General features: G+C 64.6%; 12 protein-coding genes, 2 tRNA genes and 2 pseudogenes. 12 read left to right on the top strand and 4 right to left on the bottom strand.

Features of this window, described 5'->3' with window-relative positions:
- The first annotated feature begins 30 nt into the window (after window positions 1–30).
- The 3 genes and pseudogenes from hfq to KMAL_RS04145 all read left to right on the top strand — a co-directional run bounded on the left by hfq (window position 31) and on the right by KMAL_RS04145 (window position 2706).
- Complete coding sequence (gene hfq, locus KMAL_RS04155) at window positions 31–315, top strand: RNA chaperone Hfq (RefSeq protein ID WP_110094500.1); 285 nt, start codon at window positions 31–33, stop codon at window positions 313–315.
- Between the two features lie 20 nt (window positions 316–335).
- A pseudogene (hflX, locus tag KMAL_RS04150) lies at window positions 336–1622 on the top strand (GTPase HflX).
- A gap of 244 nt (window positions 1623–1866) precedes the next feature.
- On the top strand, window positions 1867–2706 hold the full coding sequence (locus KMAL_RS04145; protein WP_110094558.1) for an inositol monophosphatase family protein: 840 nt from the start codon (window positions 1867–1869) through the stop codon (window positions 2704–2706).
- Between the two features lie 54 nt (window positions 2707–2760).
- On the opposite strand, the gene mazG is transcribed toward KMAL_RS04145, so the two are convergent.
- Entirely contained in the window at window positions 2761–3561 is an 801-nt protein-coding gene (mazG, locus tag KMAL_RS04140; RefSeq protein ID WP_110094557.1) for a nucleoside triphosphate pyrophosphohydrolase, read from the bottom strand.
- 138 nt (window positions 3562–3699) lie between these two features.
- Here mazG and argC point away from each other — a divergent pair, with 138 nt between their 5' ends.
- The 5 genes from argC (at window position 3700) to KMAL_RS04115 (ending at window position 8672) form a co-directional block, all read left to right on the top strand.
- Window positions 3700–4644, top strand: a complete 945-nt coding sequence (gene argC / locus KMAL_RS04135) for an N-acetyl-gamma-glutamyl-phosphate reductase (RefSeq protein ID WP_110094499.1) — start codon at window positions 3700–3702, stop codon at window positions 4642–4644.
- A 75-nt stretch (window positions 4645–4719) separates the two neighbouring features.
- Window positions 4720–4803: transfer RNA gene (locus KMAL_RS04130), tRNA-Leu, on the top strand.
- A gap of 61 nt (window positions 4804–4864) precedes the next feature.
- Window positions 4865–6046, top strand: coding sequence for a phosphoserine transaminase (locus KMAL_RS04125; protein ID WP_110094498.1), 1182 nt, complete (start codon window positions 4865–4867; stop codon window positions 6044–6046).
- Between the two features lie 83 nt (window positions 6047–6129).
- Entirely contained in the window at window positions 6130–7293 is a 1164-nt protein-coding gene (locus tag KMAL_RS04120; protein ID WP_110094497.1) for an ATP phosphoribosyltransferase regulatory subunit, read from the top strand.
- 89 nt (window positions 7294–7382) lie between these two features.
- Window positions 7383–8672: an adenylosuccinate synthase gene (locus KMAL_RS04115; protein WP_110094496.1), complete on the top strand. Its 1290-nt coding sequence runs from the start codon at window positions 7383–7385 to the stop codon at window positions 8670–8672.
- Window positions 8673–8841: 169 nt separating this feature from the next.
- On the opposite strand, the gene rpoH is transcribed toward KMAL_RS04115, so the two are convergent.
- Complete coding sequence (rpoH, locus tag KMAL_RS04110; RefSeq protein WP_180999738.1) at window positions 8842–9741, bottom strand: RNA polymerase sigma factor RpoH; 900 nt, start codon at window positions 9739–9741, stop codon at window positions 8842–8844.
- A 254-nt stretch (window positions 9742–9995) separates the two neighbouring features.
- On the bottom strand, window positions 9996–10967 hold the full coding sequence (locus KMAL_RS04105) for an RluA family pseudouridine synthase (protein ID WP_110094495.1): 972 nt from the start codon (window positions 10965–10967) through the stop codon (window positions 9996–9998).
- A 50-nt stretch (window positions 10968–11017) separates the two neighbouring features.
- Between KMAL_RS04105 and KMAL_RS04100 the strand changes: the two genes are divergently transcribed.
- The 4 genes from KMAL_RS04100 to KMAL_RS04085 all read left to right on the top strand — a co-directional run bounded on the left by KMAL_RS04100 (window position 11018) and on the right by KMAL_RS04085 (window position 14180).
- Window positions 11018–11371 carry a hypothetical protein gene (locus KMAL_RS04100; protein ID WP_110094555.1) on the top strand — a complete coding sequence of 118 codons (354 nt, stop codon included), beginning with the start codon at window positions 11018–11020 and terminating at the stop codon, window positions 11369–11371.
- 109 nt (window positions 11372–11480) lie between these two features.
- A tRNA-Glu gene (locus tag KMAL_RS04095) sits at window positions 11481–11556 on the top strand.
- A 383-nt stretch (window positions 11557–11939) separates the two neighbouring features.
- Window positions 11940–12416: an RrF2 family transcriptional regulator gene (locus KMAL_RS04090; RefSeq protein ID WP_110094494.1), complete on the top strand. Its 477-nt coding sequence runs from the start codon at window positions 11940–11942 to the stop codon at window positions 12414–12416.
- A 765-nt stretch (window positions 12417–13181) separates the two neighbouring features.
- Entirely contained in the window at window positions 13182–14180 is a 999-nt protein-coding gene (locus KMAL_RS04085) for a glycosyl hydrolase family 8 (RefSeq protein ID WP_239019930.1), read from the top strand.
- 264 nt (window positions 14181–14444) lie between these two features.
- On the opposite strand, the pseudogene KMAL_RS17165 reads toward KMAL_RS04085, so the two are convergent.
- Window positions 14445–14634, bottom strand: a pseudogene (locus KMAL_RS17165) (hypothetical protein); the annotation flags it as partial.

Here is a 14634-nt window from a genome sequence, read left to right as displayed (position 1 = left end):
CGCCCAACAGCAACAAAGTAAGGCCCAGCCGTGGCAAAAGACCCTTCGCAGAATGTTCAGGATGTCTTCCTGAACCACGTCCGTCGATCCAAGACCCCTGTTACGATTTTCCTTGTGAATGGCGTAAAGCTGCAGGGAATCATCACATGGTTCGACAATTTCTCCGTCCTGCTGCGCCGTGATGGGCATACGCAGTTGGTCTACAAGCACGCGATCAGCACGGTGATGCCGGCAAGTACCGTCACCCTGTTCGAACCCCCCGCCGCCGAGGGCGAGGATGCCGCCCCCATGGCCGGTAGCGGCGAATTCCTGTGACATCGGCGCCCGGACCGGTCATGACGCGCGCCGCCGTCATCCTGCCATGGGAACGTCCCGACCGGCAGGATGAAAGCCGCGCCGCCGAAGCCCGGCTGGAAGAGGCCGTGTGACTTGCCGCTTCCATCGGGCTGGTCATCATCTGCAAGGCGGTGCTGCTGCTGCGCACGCGCCGGCCCGCCACCCTGCTGGGCAGTGGGCAGGTCGAGTCGCTGCATGCGACCGTGCGGGCGGACAACATTACCGTCGTCATCATCGATTCCCGCCTGACCCCGGTGCAGCAGCGCAACCTTGAACGCGCGCTTGGCTGCAAGGTCATCGACCGGACGGCGCTGATCCTCGACATCTTCGGCGAACGCGCCGCGACGAAGGAAGGCTCGCTTCAGGTCGAACTTGCGCATCTGGAATACCAGCGCAGCCGCCTCGTGCGCACATGGACCCATCTGGAACGCCAGCGCGGTGGCTTCGGCTTCCTCGGCGGACCGGGCGAAACACAGATCGAGGCCGACCGCCGCATGATCGGCGACCGTATCGTGCGCCTCAAGCGTGAACTCGAGCAGGTGCGCCGCACGCGCGGCCTGCACCGTCAGGCGCGCAAGCGCGTGCCGTTCCCTGTCGTCGCCCTTGTCGGCTACACCAATGCGGGCAAGTCCACGCTGTTCAACGCGCTTACCGGGGCCAGCGTGTATGCGCAGGACCAGTTGTTCGCGACCCTTGATCCCACGATGCGCGGCATCCGCCTGCCGTCGGGACGCCAGATCATCCTGTCGGATACGGTGGGCTTCATCAGCGACCTGCCGACCGAACTGATCGCCGCCTTCCGCGCGACGCTCGAGGAGGTGGCGGAGGCCGACATCATCCTGCATGTGCGCGATGCCTCCCACCCCGAAACGGCGGCCCAGCGCGCCGATGTGATCGAGGTGCTTGAGGGCATGGCCCACAGCGGCACGATCGAACCCGACTGGCAGTCGCGGGTGATCGAGGTGCTGAACAAGGCCGACCTGATGGGCGGGCGCGAGGCGGTGGGCGCGCGTCCTGGCGCGATCGTCATTTCCGCGATGACCGGCGATGGCCTGCCTGACCTGCTTGCCGCCATTGATGAACGCCTGACGCATGCGATGGAACTGGTGCATTACCGTGTGCCGCCCGCCGATGGCGCGGCGATGGCGTGGCTGTATGAACATGGCGAGGTGATCGAGCGCACGGACCATGAGGACGCGGTGGACATGCGCGTGCGCCTGTCGCCTGCCAATCGTGCGCGGTTCGAGATGCAGCATGCCGCTGGCGTCACCTGTCTGGACAGTTGAGAGATTGCGTTCAAGTAACATATTGATATTAAAGTTATAAAAGTTTTTGGGTGTCGCCTTTTTTCAAAAAGGCGATGTTCTTTGAAGCCTTTTGAAAAAAGCTTCACCAAAAACTTTTGATTTTTGAAACGGCTCCCCTTTCGATGACTGTTGTGTGACCGGCATGGGGGTGGCGTTTGGGCCGTGGCGGGGCCATGGCTGTCCTGTGCATGGTCATGGCATGCAGGGCAGGGAGGAACGGGAAATGGCGGACCGGATTGGCATTGCGGACATGGAAACGGTCCTCGGCCTGATGCGCGATGCCGCGCGCAGCGAGGTCATGTCGCGGTTCCGGCGCCTGGACCATGCGGACATCCGTGCCAAGACCTCCGCGCTTGATGTCGTGACGGCGGCGGATGAGGCCGCGGAACGCGCCATCACCCGTGCCCTGCGCGACCTGTATCCTGATGCGCTGGTGGTGGGGGAGGAAGCCGTCGCCGCCAACCCTGCGCTGCTGTCCGGACTGGGGATGGCGGAGTTGGCCTTCGTGATCGACCCGATCGACGGCACCGCCAATTATGCTGCCGGTGTGCCACTGTTTGGCGTCATGGTGTCTGCCGTGGCGCATGGCGAAGTCGTGGGGGGCGTCATCCTCGACCCGGTCTGCGATATCGCGGCGGTGGCGGCGCGGGGGCAGGGGGCATGGCTGCATGACCGCGATGGGGGACGGCGGGCGATGCGTGTGGCCCCGTCCACGCCGCCGCAGCAGATGTCGGGCAATGCCTCATGGCGCTACCTTGCGCCGGACCTGCGCGATACCGTGACACGCAACCTGCCGCGTGTGATGGGGTCGTGGGATTTCCGCTGTGCCGCGCATGAATACCTGATGCTGGTCGATGGGAAATGCCATTTCCTGCTGTTCAACCGCACCCTGCCATGGGACCATCTGGCGGGATGGCTGATCCATCAGGAGGCCGGGGGATATTCCGCGCATTTTGATGGCTCCCCCTACCGCGTGACGGATCGCGATGGCGGCCTGCTCTATGCCCCGGACCGTGCGGGCTGGCAGGCCCTGCGTGACCTGCTGTTCAGCACACCGGGTTGAAAACAGACGGATAGAAGTTTTTGGGAAAAAGCTTCACCAAAAACTTCTGATTTTTCAGATCTCCCCGCGTTCGCGCCGTTTTACCACCTGCCAGCCTTCTTCCATCACGCCGACATCGACATCACGCAGGGCCAGTCCGCGATCGGCGAGGTCATGCTCCATTTCCGTGAAACGGCGGGTGAACTTGGCGTTGGCCTGACGCAGGCAGGCTTCGGGGTCGAGGTCGAGCTTGCGTGCCAGCGTCGCGAGCGTGAACAGCACATCGCCCAGTTCGTCCTGCATCCGCGCCCTGTCCCCGCTGTCGAGTTCAGCCTTCAGTTCGGCCACTTCCTCGTCCACCTTGTCCATGACATCGGCGGCATTGTCCCAGTCGAAGCCGACGCGCGCCGCACGTGCCGACAGCTTGCGCGCGCGCAGCAGGGCAGGCAGGCCGACCGGCACGTCATCGAGCGTCCCCCGCCGGTCACGCGCGGCGCGTTCGCGCTCCTTGCCGTCCTCCCACTGGCCCTGCGCCAGCGTTGCATTGCTAAAGACATGGGGATGGCGGCGTACCATCTTGTCCCCGATCATGCGCGCGATGGTGGCGAAGTCGAACATCCCGGCCTCTGCCGCCATCTGCGCGTGATAGACCACCTGCAGCAGCAGGTCGCCCAGTTCGTCGGGCAGGCTGTCCCAGTCCTGCCGCGCGATGGTGTCGGCCACTTCATACGCTTCCTCGATCGCATAGGGGGCGATGGTGGCGAAATCCTGCTCCCGGTCCCACGGGCATCCCGTCACGGGATCGCGCAGGCGCGCCATGATGTCGAGCAGCCTGCCAAGCGCCTGCCGTGCCTCGGGCGTATTGGTCGTGGCCATGGGCGGGATGGGGGATGTGGCAGGGGATGTCGGGGTGTCGGGCATCGGGCGCTCCTGTTGTGGTTGCGGCGGCGGGTGATGATTGTATAGTCCGCCAGTCCACGCAATGTCGGACGGATCTTGCCGGGAAACAGGGATATGAACACGCACGCACGGCCATCGGTATTCATTGACGGGGAAGCAGGCACGACCGGCCTGGGGATCCGCGCGCGCCTTGAGGGGCTGCCGGTGGATGTGCGCTCCATTGACGCCGCGCGACGCAAGGACCCCGACGCCCGGCGCGACCTGATGTCTGCGGTGGACCTCGTGGTGCTGTGCCTGCCCGATGCGGCCGCGCGCGATGCGGTGGCGATGGTCGATGAACTCGCGGCGCAGGGACAGCATGCGCCGCGCGTCCTCGACGCCAGCACGGCGTTCCGCACGGCGCCCGGATGGGTCTATGGCTTCCCCGAAATGCGCGCGCAGCAGGCGCAGGCCATCCGCACCGCCCCGCGCGTCGCCAATCCGGGCTGTTATCCCACGGGCATCATCGGGCTGCTGCACCCGCTGGTCGCGGCGGGTCTGGTGCCTGCGGATTACCCCATTACCGTCAATGCGGTCAGCGGCTATAGCGGCGGGGGACGGACCATGATCGAGGCGCACGAGCGCGATGGCGGCCCGGCGTTCGAACTGTATGGACTGGCGTTGCAGCACAAGCACCTGCCGGAGGCGCAGGTCTATTCCGGCCTGTCGCGCGTGCCGGTGTTCGTCCCCTCGGTCGGGCATTTCCCGCAGGGCATGATCGTGTCCATCCCGCTGCACCTCGACCTGCTGGGCCATAATGTGCGCGGCGCGGACCTGCATGCGGCGCTGGTGGCGCATTACCGTGGGTCCGACCGCATCAGCGTGCCGGAAGCCTGCAACAGCCTGTGCGCCGATACGCTGGCGGGGACCGACCGGATGGAACTGCGCGTGCATGTGAACGAGGCACATCGCCAGGCGGTGCTGACCGCGCGGCTGGACAACCTGGGCAAGGGGGCATCGGGGGCAGCGATCCAGAATATCGCCCTGATGCTGGGACTGGAGGCTGCGCCCGGGATATGATATGTGCGCCGCGCTGTCTGCGCGGTGCGCGATGAATTGCCACCGGCCCTGTTTTACTGTTAAGCAGGCCAGCATGCGAGAGTGACGGAACGGTAGACGTAGTCGACTCAAAATCGACCGCCGCAAGGCATGGGGGTTCGAATCCCCCCTCTCGTACCAGTTGGCGCATCATGCCATGTCGTGATGCGCTGTCCCTTTTGCCCGTGTTGCGAACAGGACGATGTTCTCCTTGCCCGAAATCCAGATCGAAAAGCCGTCGGCACGGCCCCTCAATCCGTGCTTTTCCTCCGGCCCCTGCGCCAAGCGGCCGGGATGGTCCGTGGCGGCGCTGTCGTCGGCGCTGGTGGGACGTTCGCATCGTTCGAAGGAAGGGCGCGCGCGCCTGAACGAGGTGATTACCCGTTCGCGCGACATCCTTGGCATGCCGGCGGGCTGGCGGCTGGGGATCGTGCCTGCATCCGATACGGGCGCGGTGGAAATGGTGCTGTGGTCGCTGCTGGGTCCGCGCCCGGTCGATGTCCTCGCATTCGAAAGCTTTTCGGCCACATGGGCCAATGACATCATCGCGCAGCTCCAGCTTCCCGATGCCCGCGTCCTGAAGGCGGGGTATGGGGAAGTGCCCGACCTTGCCGAGGTGGACTGGTCGCGTGACGTGGTCCTGACATGGAACGGCACGACATCGGGCGCGCGTTTTGCCGATGGCGACGCCATCCCCGCCGAACGTGAGGGGCTGGTGATCTGTGACGCGACATCGGCTGCGTTCGCGATGGACCTGCCGTGGGACAGGCTCGATGTCGTGACATGGTCGTGGCAGAAGGTGCTGGGCGGGGAGGCCGCGCACGGCATGCTCGCCCTGTCGCCGCGCGCGGTCGAACGCCTGACCTCGCAGCCTGCGCCACGCCCGCTGCCCAAGATTTTCCGCCTGACGAACAAGAACGGCCTGATCGAGGGCATCTTCCGCGGCGATACGATCAACACGCCCTCCATGCTGTGTGTGGAGGACGCGCTCGACGGCCTGCGCTGGGCGGAGCAGGTCGGCGGGCTGAAGGGGCTGATCGCGCGCAGCCGCGCCAACCTCGCCGTGATCGAGGCGTGGGAGGCACGCAGCGACTGGGCGTCGTTCCTTGCCACGTCGCCGCGCCATCGTTCCAGCACGGCCATCTGCCTGCGCATCGTGGCGCCGTGGTTCACGGCGCTGGACCATGAAACGCAGACGAAGGCCGCGCGGGAAATCGTCGCGCTGCTGGCGGCCGAAGGTGTCGCGATGGATGTCGGCAGCTACCGCGATGCGCCGCCGGGCCTGCGCCTGTGGGGTGGGGCGACGGTGGAATCCTCGGACCTTGCGGCGGTCGTGCCGTGGCTCGACTGGGCGCATGCGCAGGTCCGCGCGACCTATATCTGATCCCTTTTCGCCCCCGTGTGCGTGGCGCGATGCGCCGCGTCCTGCCGCCTGATGCGCGCACGCCAAGACCATAGGCCCGAACCATGACGGATGATCCGCCCCTCAATCCCGCGCTGCTGCCTGCCGGCTTCGTCGATGTGCTGCCCCCCGCGGCAGAGGCGGAGGCCAGCGGGCTGGAAACCCTGATGCGGGTGTTCGCCACCCATGGCTATGACCGGGTTTCGCCGCCGCTGCTGGAATTCGAGGAGACGATGCTGACGGGGTCCGGGGCGGCAGTCGCGGAACAGACCTTCCGCCTGATGGACCCCGACACGCGCCGGATGATGGCGCTGCGTCCCGACATGACGCCGCAGATCGCACGCATCGCCGCCACGCGCCTGGCACATGAACCGCGCCCGCTGCGCCTGTCCTATGCCGGGGCCTGCGTGATGATGGGCGGGCCTGCGCGCGATACCGACCGGCAGATCCTGCAGGCAGGCATTGAACTGATCGGCCCTGATACCCCCGTCGCGGATGCGGAGATCGTGGCCCTTGGCGCGGAGGCGCTGCAGGTGCTTGGCGTGCCGCATGTCTCCTTCGACCTGACGATGCCGCCGCTGACGACCGCGCTGCTGGCGACGGAAGGGCTGACACCCACCGCCCGTTCCGCTCTGCTGCGCGCGCTCGATCGCAAGGACGCGGCCGCCGTGGCGCGGCATGGCGGCGCGCTGGCCCCCGTGCTGACGGAGCTTCTGCATGCGGCGGGGCCTGCGCATCGTGCGCTTGATGTCCTGTCGCGTGTCAGCCTGCCCGATGCCGCGCGCGTGCACAGCGACCGTCTGGCGGCGACGGTCGCGGCCATCGAAAAGCGCGTGCCGGGCATCCGCCTGACGGTCGACCCGGTCGAATTCCGCGGATGGCAGTACCATACCGGCGTGTGCGTCAGTGTTTATGCGCTGGGCCGGCAGGAGGAACTTGGCCGGGGCGGGCGTTATCGTTCCAATGACGATGAACCCGCCTGCGGGCTGACGTTGCGGCCGGACGTGATCCTGCGCGTGGCCCCGCCGCGTGCGCGGCGCATGCGGGTGTTCGTGCCGTGGGGGATGGACCCGCGCGTGGGGCAGGCCCTGCGTGCGCAGGGTTATGCGACGGTCGCGGCCCTGGGCGAGATTGCCGATCCGGCGGCGGAGGCACACCGCCTTGGCTGCGCCTTCGTCGCGGTTGGCGGCAAGCTGGAGCCGGTGCAGGGCGCGGCCCAGGCGGGCTGAGTTTTTTCTTTCATCATCATGGATTTCCTTCCGGTCGCACCTGACGATGCGCATCCGGATCGTCAGGGAAGCAGAGCGAGGAGCAGTACATGTCCAACGTCACCGTTATCGGCACCCAGTGGGGTGACGAGGGCAAGGGCAAGATCGTTGACTGGCTGGCCAGCCGCGCGGACATCGTCGTGCGGTTCCAGGGTGGCCACAATGCCGGGCATACGCTGGTGGTGGGCGATCAGACCTACAAGCTGTCGCTGCTGCCTTCGGGGCTGGTGCGCGGCAAGACGGGCGTGATCGGCAACGGCGTTGTCGTTGATCCCGAAGCGCTGCTCAAGGAAATCGACCGCGTGACGGCGCAGGGCCTGAAGGTCACGCCCGACACGCTGAAGATCGCGGAGAACGCGCCGCTGATCCTGCCGGTGCATGGCGCGCTTGACCGTGCGCGTGAGGCCGCGCGCGGCAAGCGCAAGATCGGCACGACCGGCCGTGGCATCGGCCCCGCATACGAGGACAAGGTGGCGCGCCGCGCGATCCGCCTGTGCGACCTTGCGGAGCCGGAGACGCTGGACTGGAAGCTCGACGAACTGCTGCTGCACCACAACACGCTGCTGCGTGGACTGGGGGCCGAGACCTTCACCAAGGACGAACTGATGGCGTTCCTGACCGGTATCGCGCCGCGCGTGCTGCCGTTCATGGCCCCGGTGTGGGACCTGCTCGACGACAGCCGCCGCGCCGGGTCGCGCATCCTGTTCGAAGGCGCGCAGGCCGTCATGCTCGATGTGGACCACGGGACCTACCCGTATGTCACAAGCTCCAACACGGTCGCGGCCAATGCGGGCACCGGCAGCGGCGTCAGCCCGACCTCCGTCGGCTTCGTGCTTGGCATTGCCAAGGCCTATACCACCCGCGTGGGTGAGGGGCCGTTCCCCAGCGAACTGCATGATGAAATGGGCCGCACGCTGGGTGAGCGCGGGCATGAATTCGGCACCGTCACCGGGCGTCCGCGCCGCTGTGGCTGGTTTGATGCCGTGCTGGTGCGCCGTGCCGTGCGCGTTGGTGGTGTGAACGGACTGGCGCTGACGAAGCTCGACGTGCTCGATGGCCTCAAGGAGATCAGCATCTGCGTCGGTTATGAACTTGACGGGGTCAGGACCACGCATTTCCCCTCCGCCCCTGCGGCACAGGCGCGTATCCGCCCGGTGTTCGAGACGATGGAAGGCTGGGAAGGCACGACCCATGGCGCGCGCTCCTGGGCGGACCTGCCCGCGCAGGCGATCAAGTATGTCCGCCGGATCGAGGAACTGGTGGAGGCGCCGGTCACCCTGCTGTCCACCAGCCCGGAACGTGACGACACGATCCTGATGCGCGACCCGTTCGAGGATTGAGGAAGAAGAATAAAAGTTTTTGGGTGTCGCCTTTTTTTAAAAAGGCGACGTTCTTTGAAGCTTTTTGAAAAAAGCTTCACCAAAAACTTTTGTTAATTTCAGTAACATAATGAAAACGGCCCGGAGGATTGCTCTTCCGGGCCGTTTTTCATTGTTCCGCCAGCGTTGTTTAGCCCTTTTGGGCCTTTTCATGTTCCTCGCGCCGGGCGGCGACTTCGGCCTTCATCGCGTTCTGCACCTTTTCAAAGGCGCGGACCTCGATCTGGCGCACCCGCTCGCGCGAGATGTTGTAGACGTGCGACAGGTCTTCGAGGGTCGCCGGGTCGTCCTTCAGGCGGCGTTCGGTCAGGATATGGCGTTCCCGCTCGTTCAGGGACTGCATCGCATTGGCCAGCAGCGCCTTGCGCCCGGAATATTCCTCGCTCTCGGCAAGGGTCTGTTCCTGATTGTCGTGATCATCCACCAGCCAGTCCTGCCATTCCCCCTCGCTGTCGGTGCGCAGGGGGGCGTTCAGGCTGTGATCCGGGGCGGACAGCCGCCGGTTCATGTTGACGACATCCTGTTCCGGAACGCCCAGCGACTTGGCGATCTTGTCCACCTGTTCGGGCTGCAGGTCGCCATCGTCGATGGCCTGCATCTGCCCCTTGAGGCGACGCAGGTTGAAGAACAGCTTTTTCTGCGCAGCCGTGGTGCCGATCTTCACCAGCGACCAGCTGTGCAGGATATATTCTTGAATTGCGGCGCGGATCCACCACATGGCATATGTGGCCAGGCGGAACCCGCGTTCGGGATCGAAACGGCGCACGGCCTGCATCATGCCGATGTTGCCTTCGCTGATCAGTTCGCCCACCGGCAGGCCATAGCCGCGATAGCCCATCGCGATCTTCGCCACCAGGCGCAGGTGGGAGGTAACCAGTTTATGTGCTGCTTCCGTGTCGCCCTTTTCCTTCCACAGGCGCGACAGTTTCAGCTCTTCCTCGGGGGAGAGCATCGGAAATTTGCGGATATCCCGAAGATACTTTGACAGGTTGTTTTCGGGACCGGATAGAATTGCGGAAGAAGAGGCCATCAGAATCGGACTCCTGTGTCCGGATAAACAAGCTGGCGGGTCAGTCTGTAACGAGCAGGCGACCGACGGGTTGCAGCCGTTTTCCGAGAGACGCACGACTGGACTTGTTGTCGTCCCCACAGGACATCCCCGGAATGGGCGATCTCGTGCAGGACGTCCAGTTAGCCTGGGGGCGTCGGCCCCGGCGAACAGTTCCAAGCGATACTGTCCATTCCCCGTTGCGTCAAGGAAAGGCGCATTAAACCGCCTTAATATCAGCCAATCGCGGCAAGCAGGTCTTGGAAGTCGCGGGGGGGCTGCGTCTCGAACAGGAGATGCTCGCCCGTGCGTGGATGCACGAAGCCAAGGCGGGCGGCATGCAGCGCCTGGCGCGGGAAGTCGAGCGCGGCGGCGCGGGCGTCGGCCGGCAGGCCGCGTGCCGCGGCGGGAATGCGCCGCAGGTAGGTCGGGTCGCCCACCAGCGCGTGCCCGGCATGGGCGAAATGCACCCGGATCTGGTGCGTGCGCCCGGTCGCGAGCTTGCATTCGACATGGCTGAGGCTGCCGTGGAAGGCATCGAGCGTGCGGTAATGCGTCAGGGCATGCTTGCCCCCGCCATTGCTGATGACGGCCATGCGCTTGCGGTCGCGCCGGTCGCGCCCGATCGCGCCCTCGAACGACCCGGCGGTGGGCGTCAGCACGCCCCAGCACACCGCCTGGTACGCGCGCTCGATATCGCGGCTGGCGAAGGCGGCGGACAGCGCCTGGTGCGCAAGTTCGGTCTTGGCCGCCACCATGACGCCCGACGTGTCCTTGTCCAGCCGGTGCACGATGCCCGGACGGCGTTCCCCGCCAATGCCCGTCAGGCTGTCGCCACAATGGCCCAGCAGCGCGTTGACCAGCGTCCCGTCCTCGTTCCCCGGCGCGGGATGCACCACCAGCCCTGCCGGCTTGTCGATGACGATCAGGTCGCGGTCCTCGAACAGCACGTCGAGCGCGATGTCCTGCCCCTGTGGCGTGGCCGGGGCGGCGGCGGGCACCCGCAGTTCATAGCGCATGCCCGCGCGCACCGGGTCGGCCGGGTCGCGCAGCACCACGCCATCGCGCAGCAGGTGCCCGGCTTCCATCAGGGACTTGATGCGCGAACGCGACAATGTGCCGATCGTGTCGGCCATGAAGCGGTCGGTGCGTTGCCCTGCATCCCCGACGGTGGCAATGACGGGGGCAGGCTGGATGTCTTGGGTCATGGGGCGTCCATGTAATGGAAAAACTCGCGTTCGGAAACGGAAAGCACACGATGGAAAAACAGGGATCGCGCGCGCTGCTTGCGGCGGTGATCGGCATGGGGGTTCTGCTGGCGGTGGGATCGCTGGTTCTGGTGGGTGTGCTGGTGCACCGGATTTCGCATCCCCGCGACAGCGGCACGCCCGATCCGGCGCAGGTTGCGGCCGCCACGGGCACGCAGGCGGTGCTGCCACAGGATCTGGGGCGGCTGGTGCTTGACGAACCGGCGGGCACGCATGTCACCTCGCTGGCGCGGCAGGGCGATACGATGCTGGCGGTGGCGCTGACGGGCGGCGGCGCGGATCGTGTCATCATCTGGGATCTTGCGCATAACCGCATCATCGGGCGACTGCAGGTTTCGCCCTGAAACCCGCGGCCAGGCAGGGGCGTGAAAGAAAAAAGCACACAGATCGCATTTTGGGGGAGTTGTCCGCTTGTGTCGCTGGCCGCAATCCTCTAGAAGCGCCTTCGGCCCTGTCCCGTTCGTCTAGAGGCCTAGGACACCGCCCTCTCACGGCGGCAACACGGGTTCGAATCCCGTACGGGACGCCATTGGTTCTGCAGCAGGTTTCTGCACGGCCAATGGCATGTCTGTGCCTTTCTCTTTACTGCTCAGTCTTCTGTATATGCTGGCCCGTTTTGCAGCCTTGCGGCACTGCCCGCAGTCCGGATCGCACGCCAGGCGCTGATCCGGCATTTCACGGGGTCGGTTTCAGTCCCAACATTTCCCAGTATGGCCGGCGTTGTTCAGGGGTGTTCAGGCGCGCGCAACATATATAGAAAAACAAAATAGGTATTATATTAAAATATAGCGGAAGCTTTTTTCTGTAGGGTATGGAATATTATCGCTTTTTACGCTTCAGGGACAGAATATGGCTGTCATTACGCCATATGACTGGATCCCGCCTTCATTTCGGAAGATGCGAACAGATTAGATGCGTTTGACCCTGCATACCGATTATGCCCTCCGGGTTCTGCTTTACGTTGCGCTGCGTCCCGACACGCGCGTTTCGATACGTGAGGTGGCGCAGGCCAACAGGGTGTCTGAGACCCATATGGTCAAGGTCGTCCACAAGCTGGGGCGGGCGGGCCTGATCCGCACGGTGCGCGGCCGTGGCGGCGGGATCGAACTGGGGCAGCCAGCGGACGAGATCCGGATCGGCGCGGTCGTGCGCCTGACGGAAGAAGAGCGGCAGCTGGTGTCCTGCATGCGCCCCAAGAGCGAGGCCGAGGATTGCGTGCTGAGCGGGTTCTGCCAGTTCTACTTCGTCCTTGGCACCGCGCTTGATGCGTTCATGGAGGTGCTGGACCGCTGGACGCTGGCCGATATCCTGAAGATGTCCGCGCGCGACGACATGATGCGGCGGTTGTTCATGACTGGCGACGTCACCCTTGACAAAACCCTGCCGTAAACTGCGGCGGGACATGCCTGCGGGGCACAGGGATGGGGCGGAAAGGCGATTTACTTGCCTTTTTCAGGTTCCTGCCCTGTTGTTTTCGATTGTGGTCCGTAAAGATGTAAATATAATGCAAAATTGACACGCCGCTCATTTGCGGGCGGATGACTGTCATTGATCTGCGTCAACCCGAATTGAAATTTTAAATATCTTTCGGGTTTCCAATTTTCTTCGAACGTAAGAATATTATTACACCGACTTAAGCTTTCGGGTGTGGGGATGTCTGGTTTTTTCAGGCAACGCCTGCCCTGGCGAGGGAAGGTCCCCGATGCGGGTTCCGGCATGGTGCGGGAACGGGAGGATCGGGGCTTGTGATAAAATTACAACTTCCGTCGGACCGTATCGTGGCATGGGCTTTGCCATTGTTTGCCAAGGACGGGGTGATGATTATGATCGGAGTGCGGTGCAGGCAATATCCCAAGTAAATCCACGATCGGGGATGCTTTTCGGGAATTGCGCCGTATCTGGTCCGGATCTGTTTCGCGAGTTGTGGGGCCGTGCGCGGACCTGTTGCGGGAAAGAGGTCGTCGCCCGCCATGGTCATGCGGTGCCGGTGGCCGGTTTGTGTGTCGTGTCGTGCCTTGAGTGTGCGTCTTTGGGGATATGTAAGGTCTGATGCAGTTGATTTCCATGATGACTGAAGAAAACAATTCTCCGGCTGCAGGCGGGGTCGGGCGGCGTTCCTTTATGTCGATCATGGCAGCAGCGGGGGGTGCGCAGATGCTTTCATCCGGCAACGCCTTTGCGGATGACGCCGCCCCCGATGCGGTCGCGCAGCAGTGGGCCATCTTCCGCAGCAAGTACCTGCGTCCCGGCGGGCGTGTCATCGACACGGGCAATGGTGGCGAATCCCACAGCGAGGGGCAGGGCTACGGCATGCTGTTCGCCGCGGCGGCGGGCGACCTCGCCTCGTTCGAGGCAATCTGGATGTGGGCGCGCACCAACCTGCAGCATACCGACGACAAGCTGTTTTCGTGGCGCTACCTCAGCGGGCATCAGCCGGCCGTGCCGGACAAGAACAACGCGACCGACGGTGACCTGCTGATCGCGCTGGCGCTGGGCCGCGCGGGCAAGCGGTTCAAGCGTCCCGATTTCATTCAGGATGCGATGGCCATCTACGGCGATGTCGTGAACCTGATGACGATGAAGGTGGGGCCGTATGTCGTCCTGATGCCCGGCAAGACCGGGTTCGTCAAAAAGGACAGCGTGATCCTCAACCTGTCCTATTACGTGATGCCTTCGCTGCTGCAGGCGTTCGACCTGACGGCGGACCCGCGCTGGCGCACGGTCATGCAGGACGGCCTGCGCCTGGTCGCCGCCGGGCGTTTCGGGCAATGGCGCCTGCCGCCCGACTGGCTGGCGGTCAACCGCGCCACCGGTGCGCTGTCGATCGCGCAGGGATGGCCGCCGCGCTTCTCCTATGATGCGATTCGTGTGCCGCTCTACCTTTACTGGGCGCACATGCTTGCACCGGATGTGCTGGCTGATTTCAGCCGTTTCTGGAACAATTTCGGGGCCAATGCCCTGCCGGGGTGGGTCGATCTGATGACCGGGGCGCGTTCGCCTTACAACGCCCCGCCTGGATATCTTGCGGTTGCTGAATGTACGGGGCTTGATTCTGCCGGGGAACTCCCGACACTTGATCACGCGCCCGATTATTATTCTGCAGCGTTGACGCTGCTCGTTTACATCGCACGGGCAGAGGAGACTATAAAGTGAGTGCTTCAGGGTCTGATGATGTCGCTGGAAGAAGGGGGCAGGCTGAAAGTCCGCAGGATTTTCAGCGGGTCCTGCGTTCTTTTGGCGTTGAAGGAGGACAGTACTCCTACCGGTCGTTCGTCGATCGCACCTTCGAGCCGACAACGGTCCCCAAACAGGTTGAAAAACGACTGGACCAGCTGGAACATGAGGAGACGGCAGAGGAAACGGGCGAGACCACGCCCGACGCCGATGTCGTAGCCCAGAGTGCGCCCCAGCCTGATGCTACGCCGGTTGCGCCCGCACCGGCCGAGGTGATGGCCGCGCCAGCCGCCGCGCCAGAGACTCCGGCGGCCCCACCGCCGCCGCCAGCGCCGGCTCCTGCCCCTGTGGCTGCCGCGCCTGTAGCCGCGGCGCCTGCTGCTGTCCCCCCGCCGGCTGGGGCTGCACGGGCGGCGGGGGCGCTGGTGGGGCC

Source organism: Novacetimonas maltaceti (assembly GCF_002906255.1).
GTDB lineage: Bacteria > Pseudomonadota > Alphaproteobacteria > Acetobacterales > Acetobacteraceae > Novacetimonas > Novacetimonas maltaceti.
This window is presented reverse-complemented; position numbering and strand designations above follow the sequence as displayed.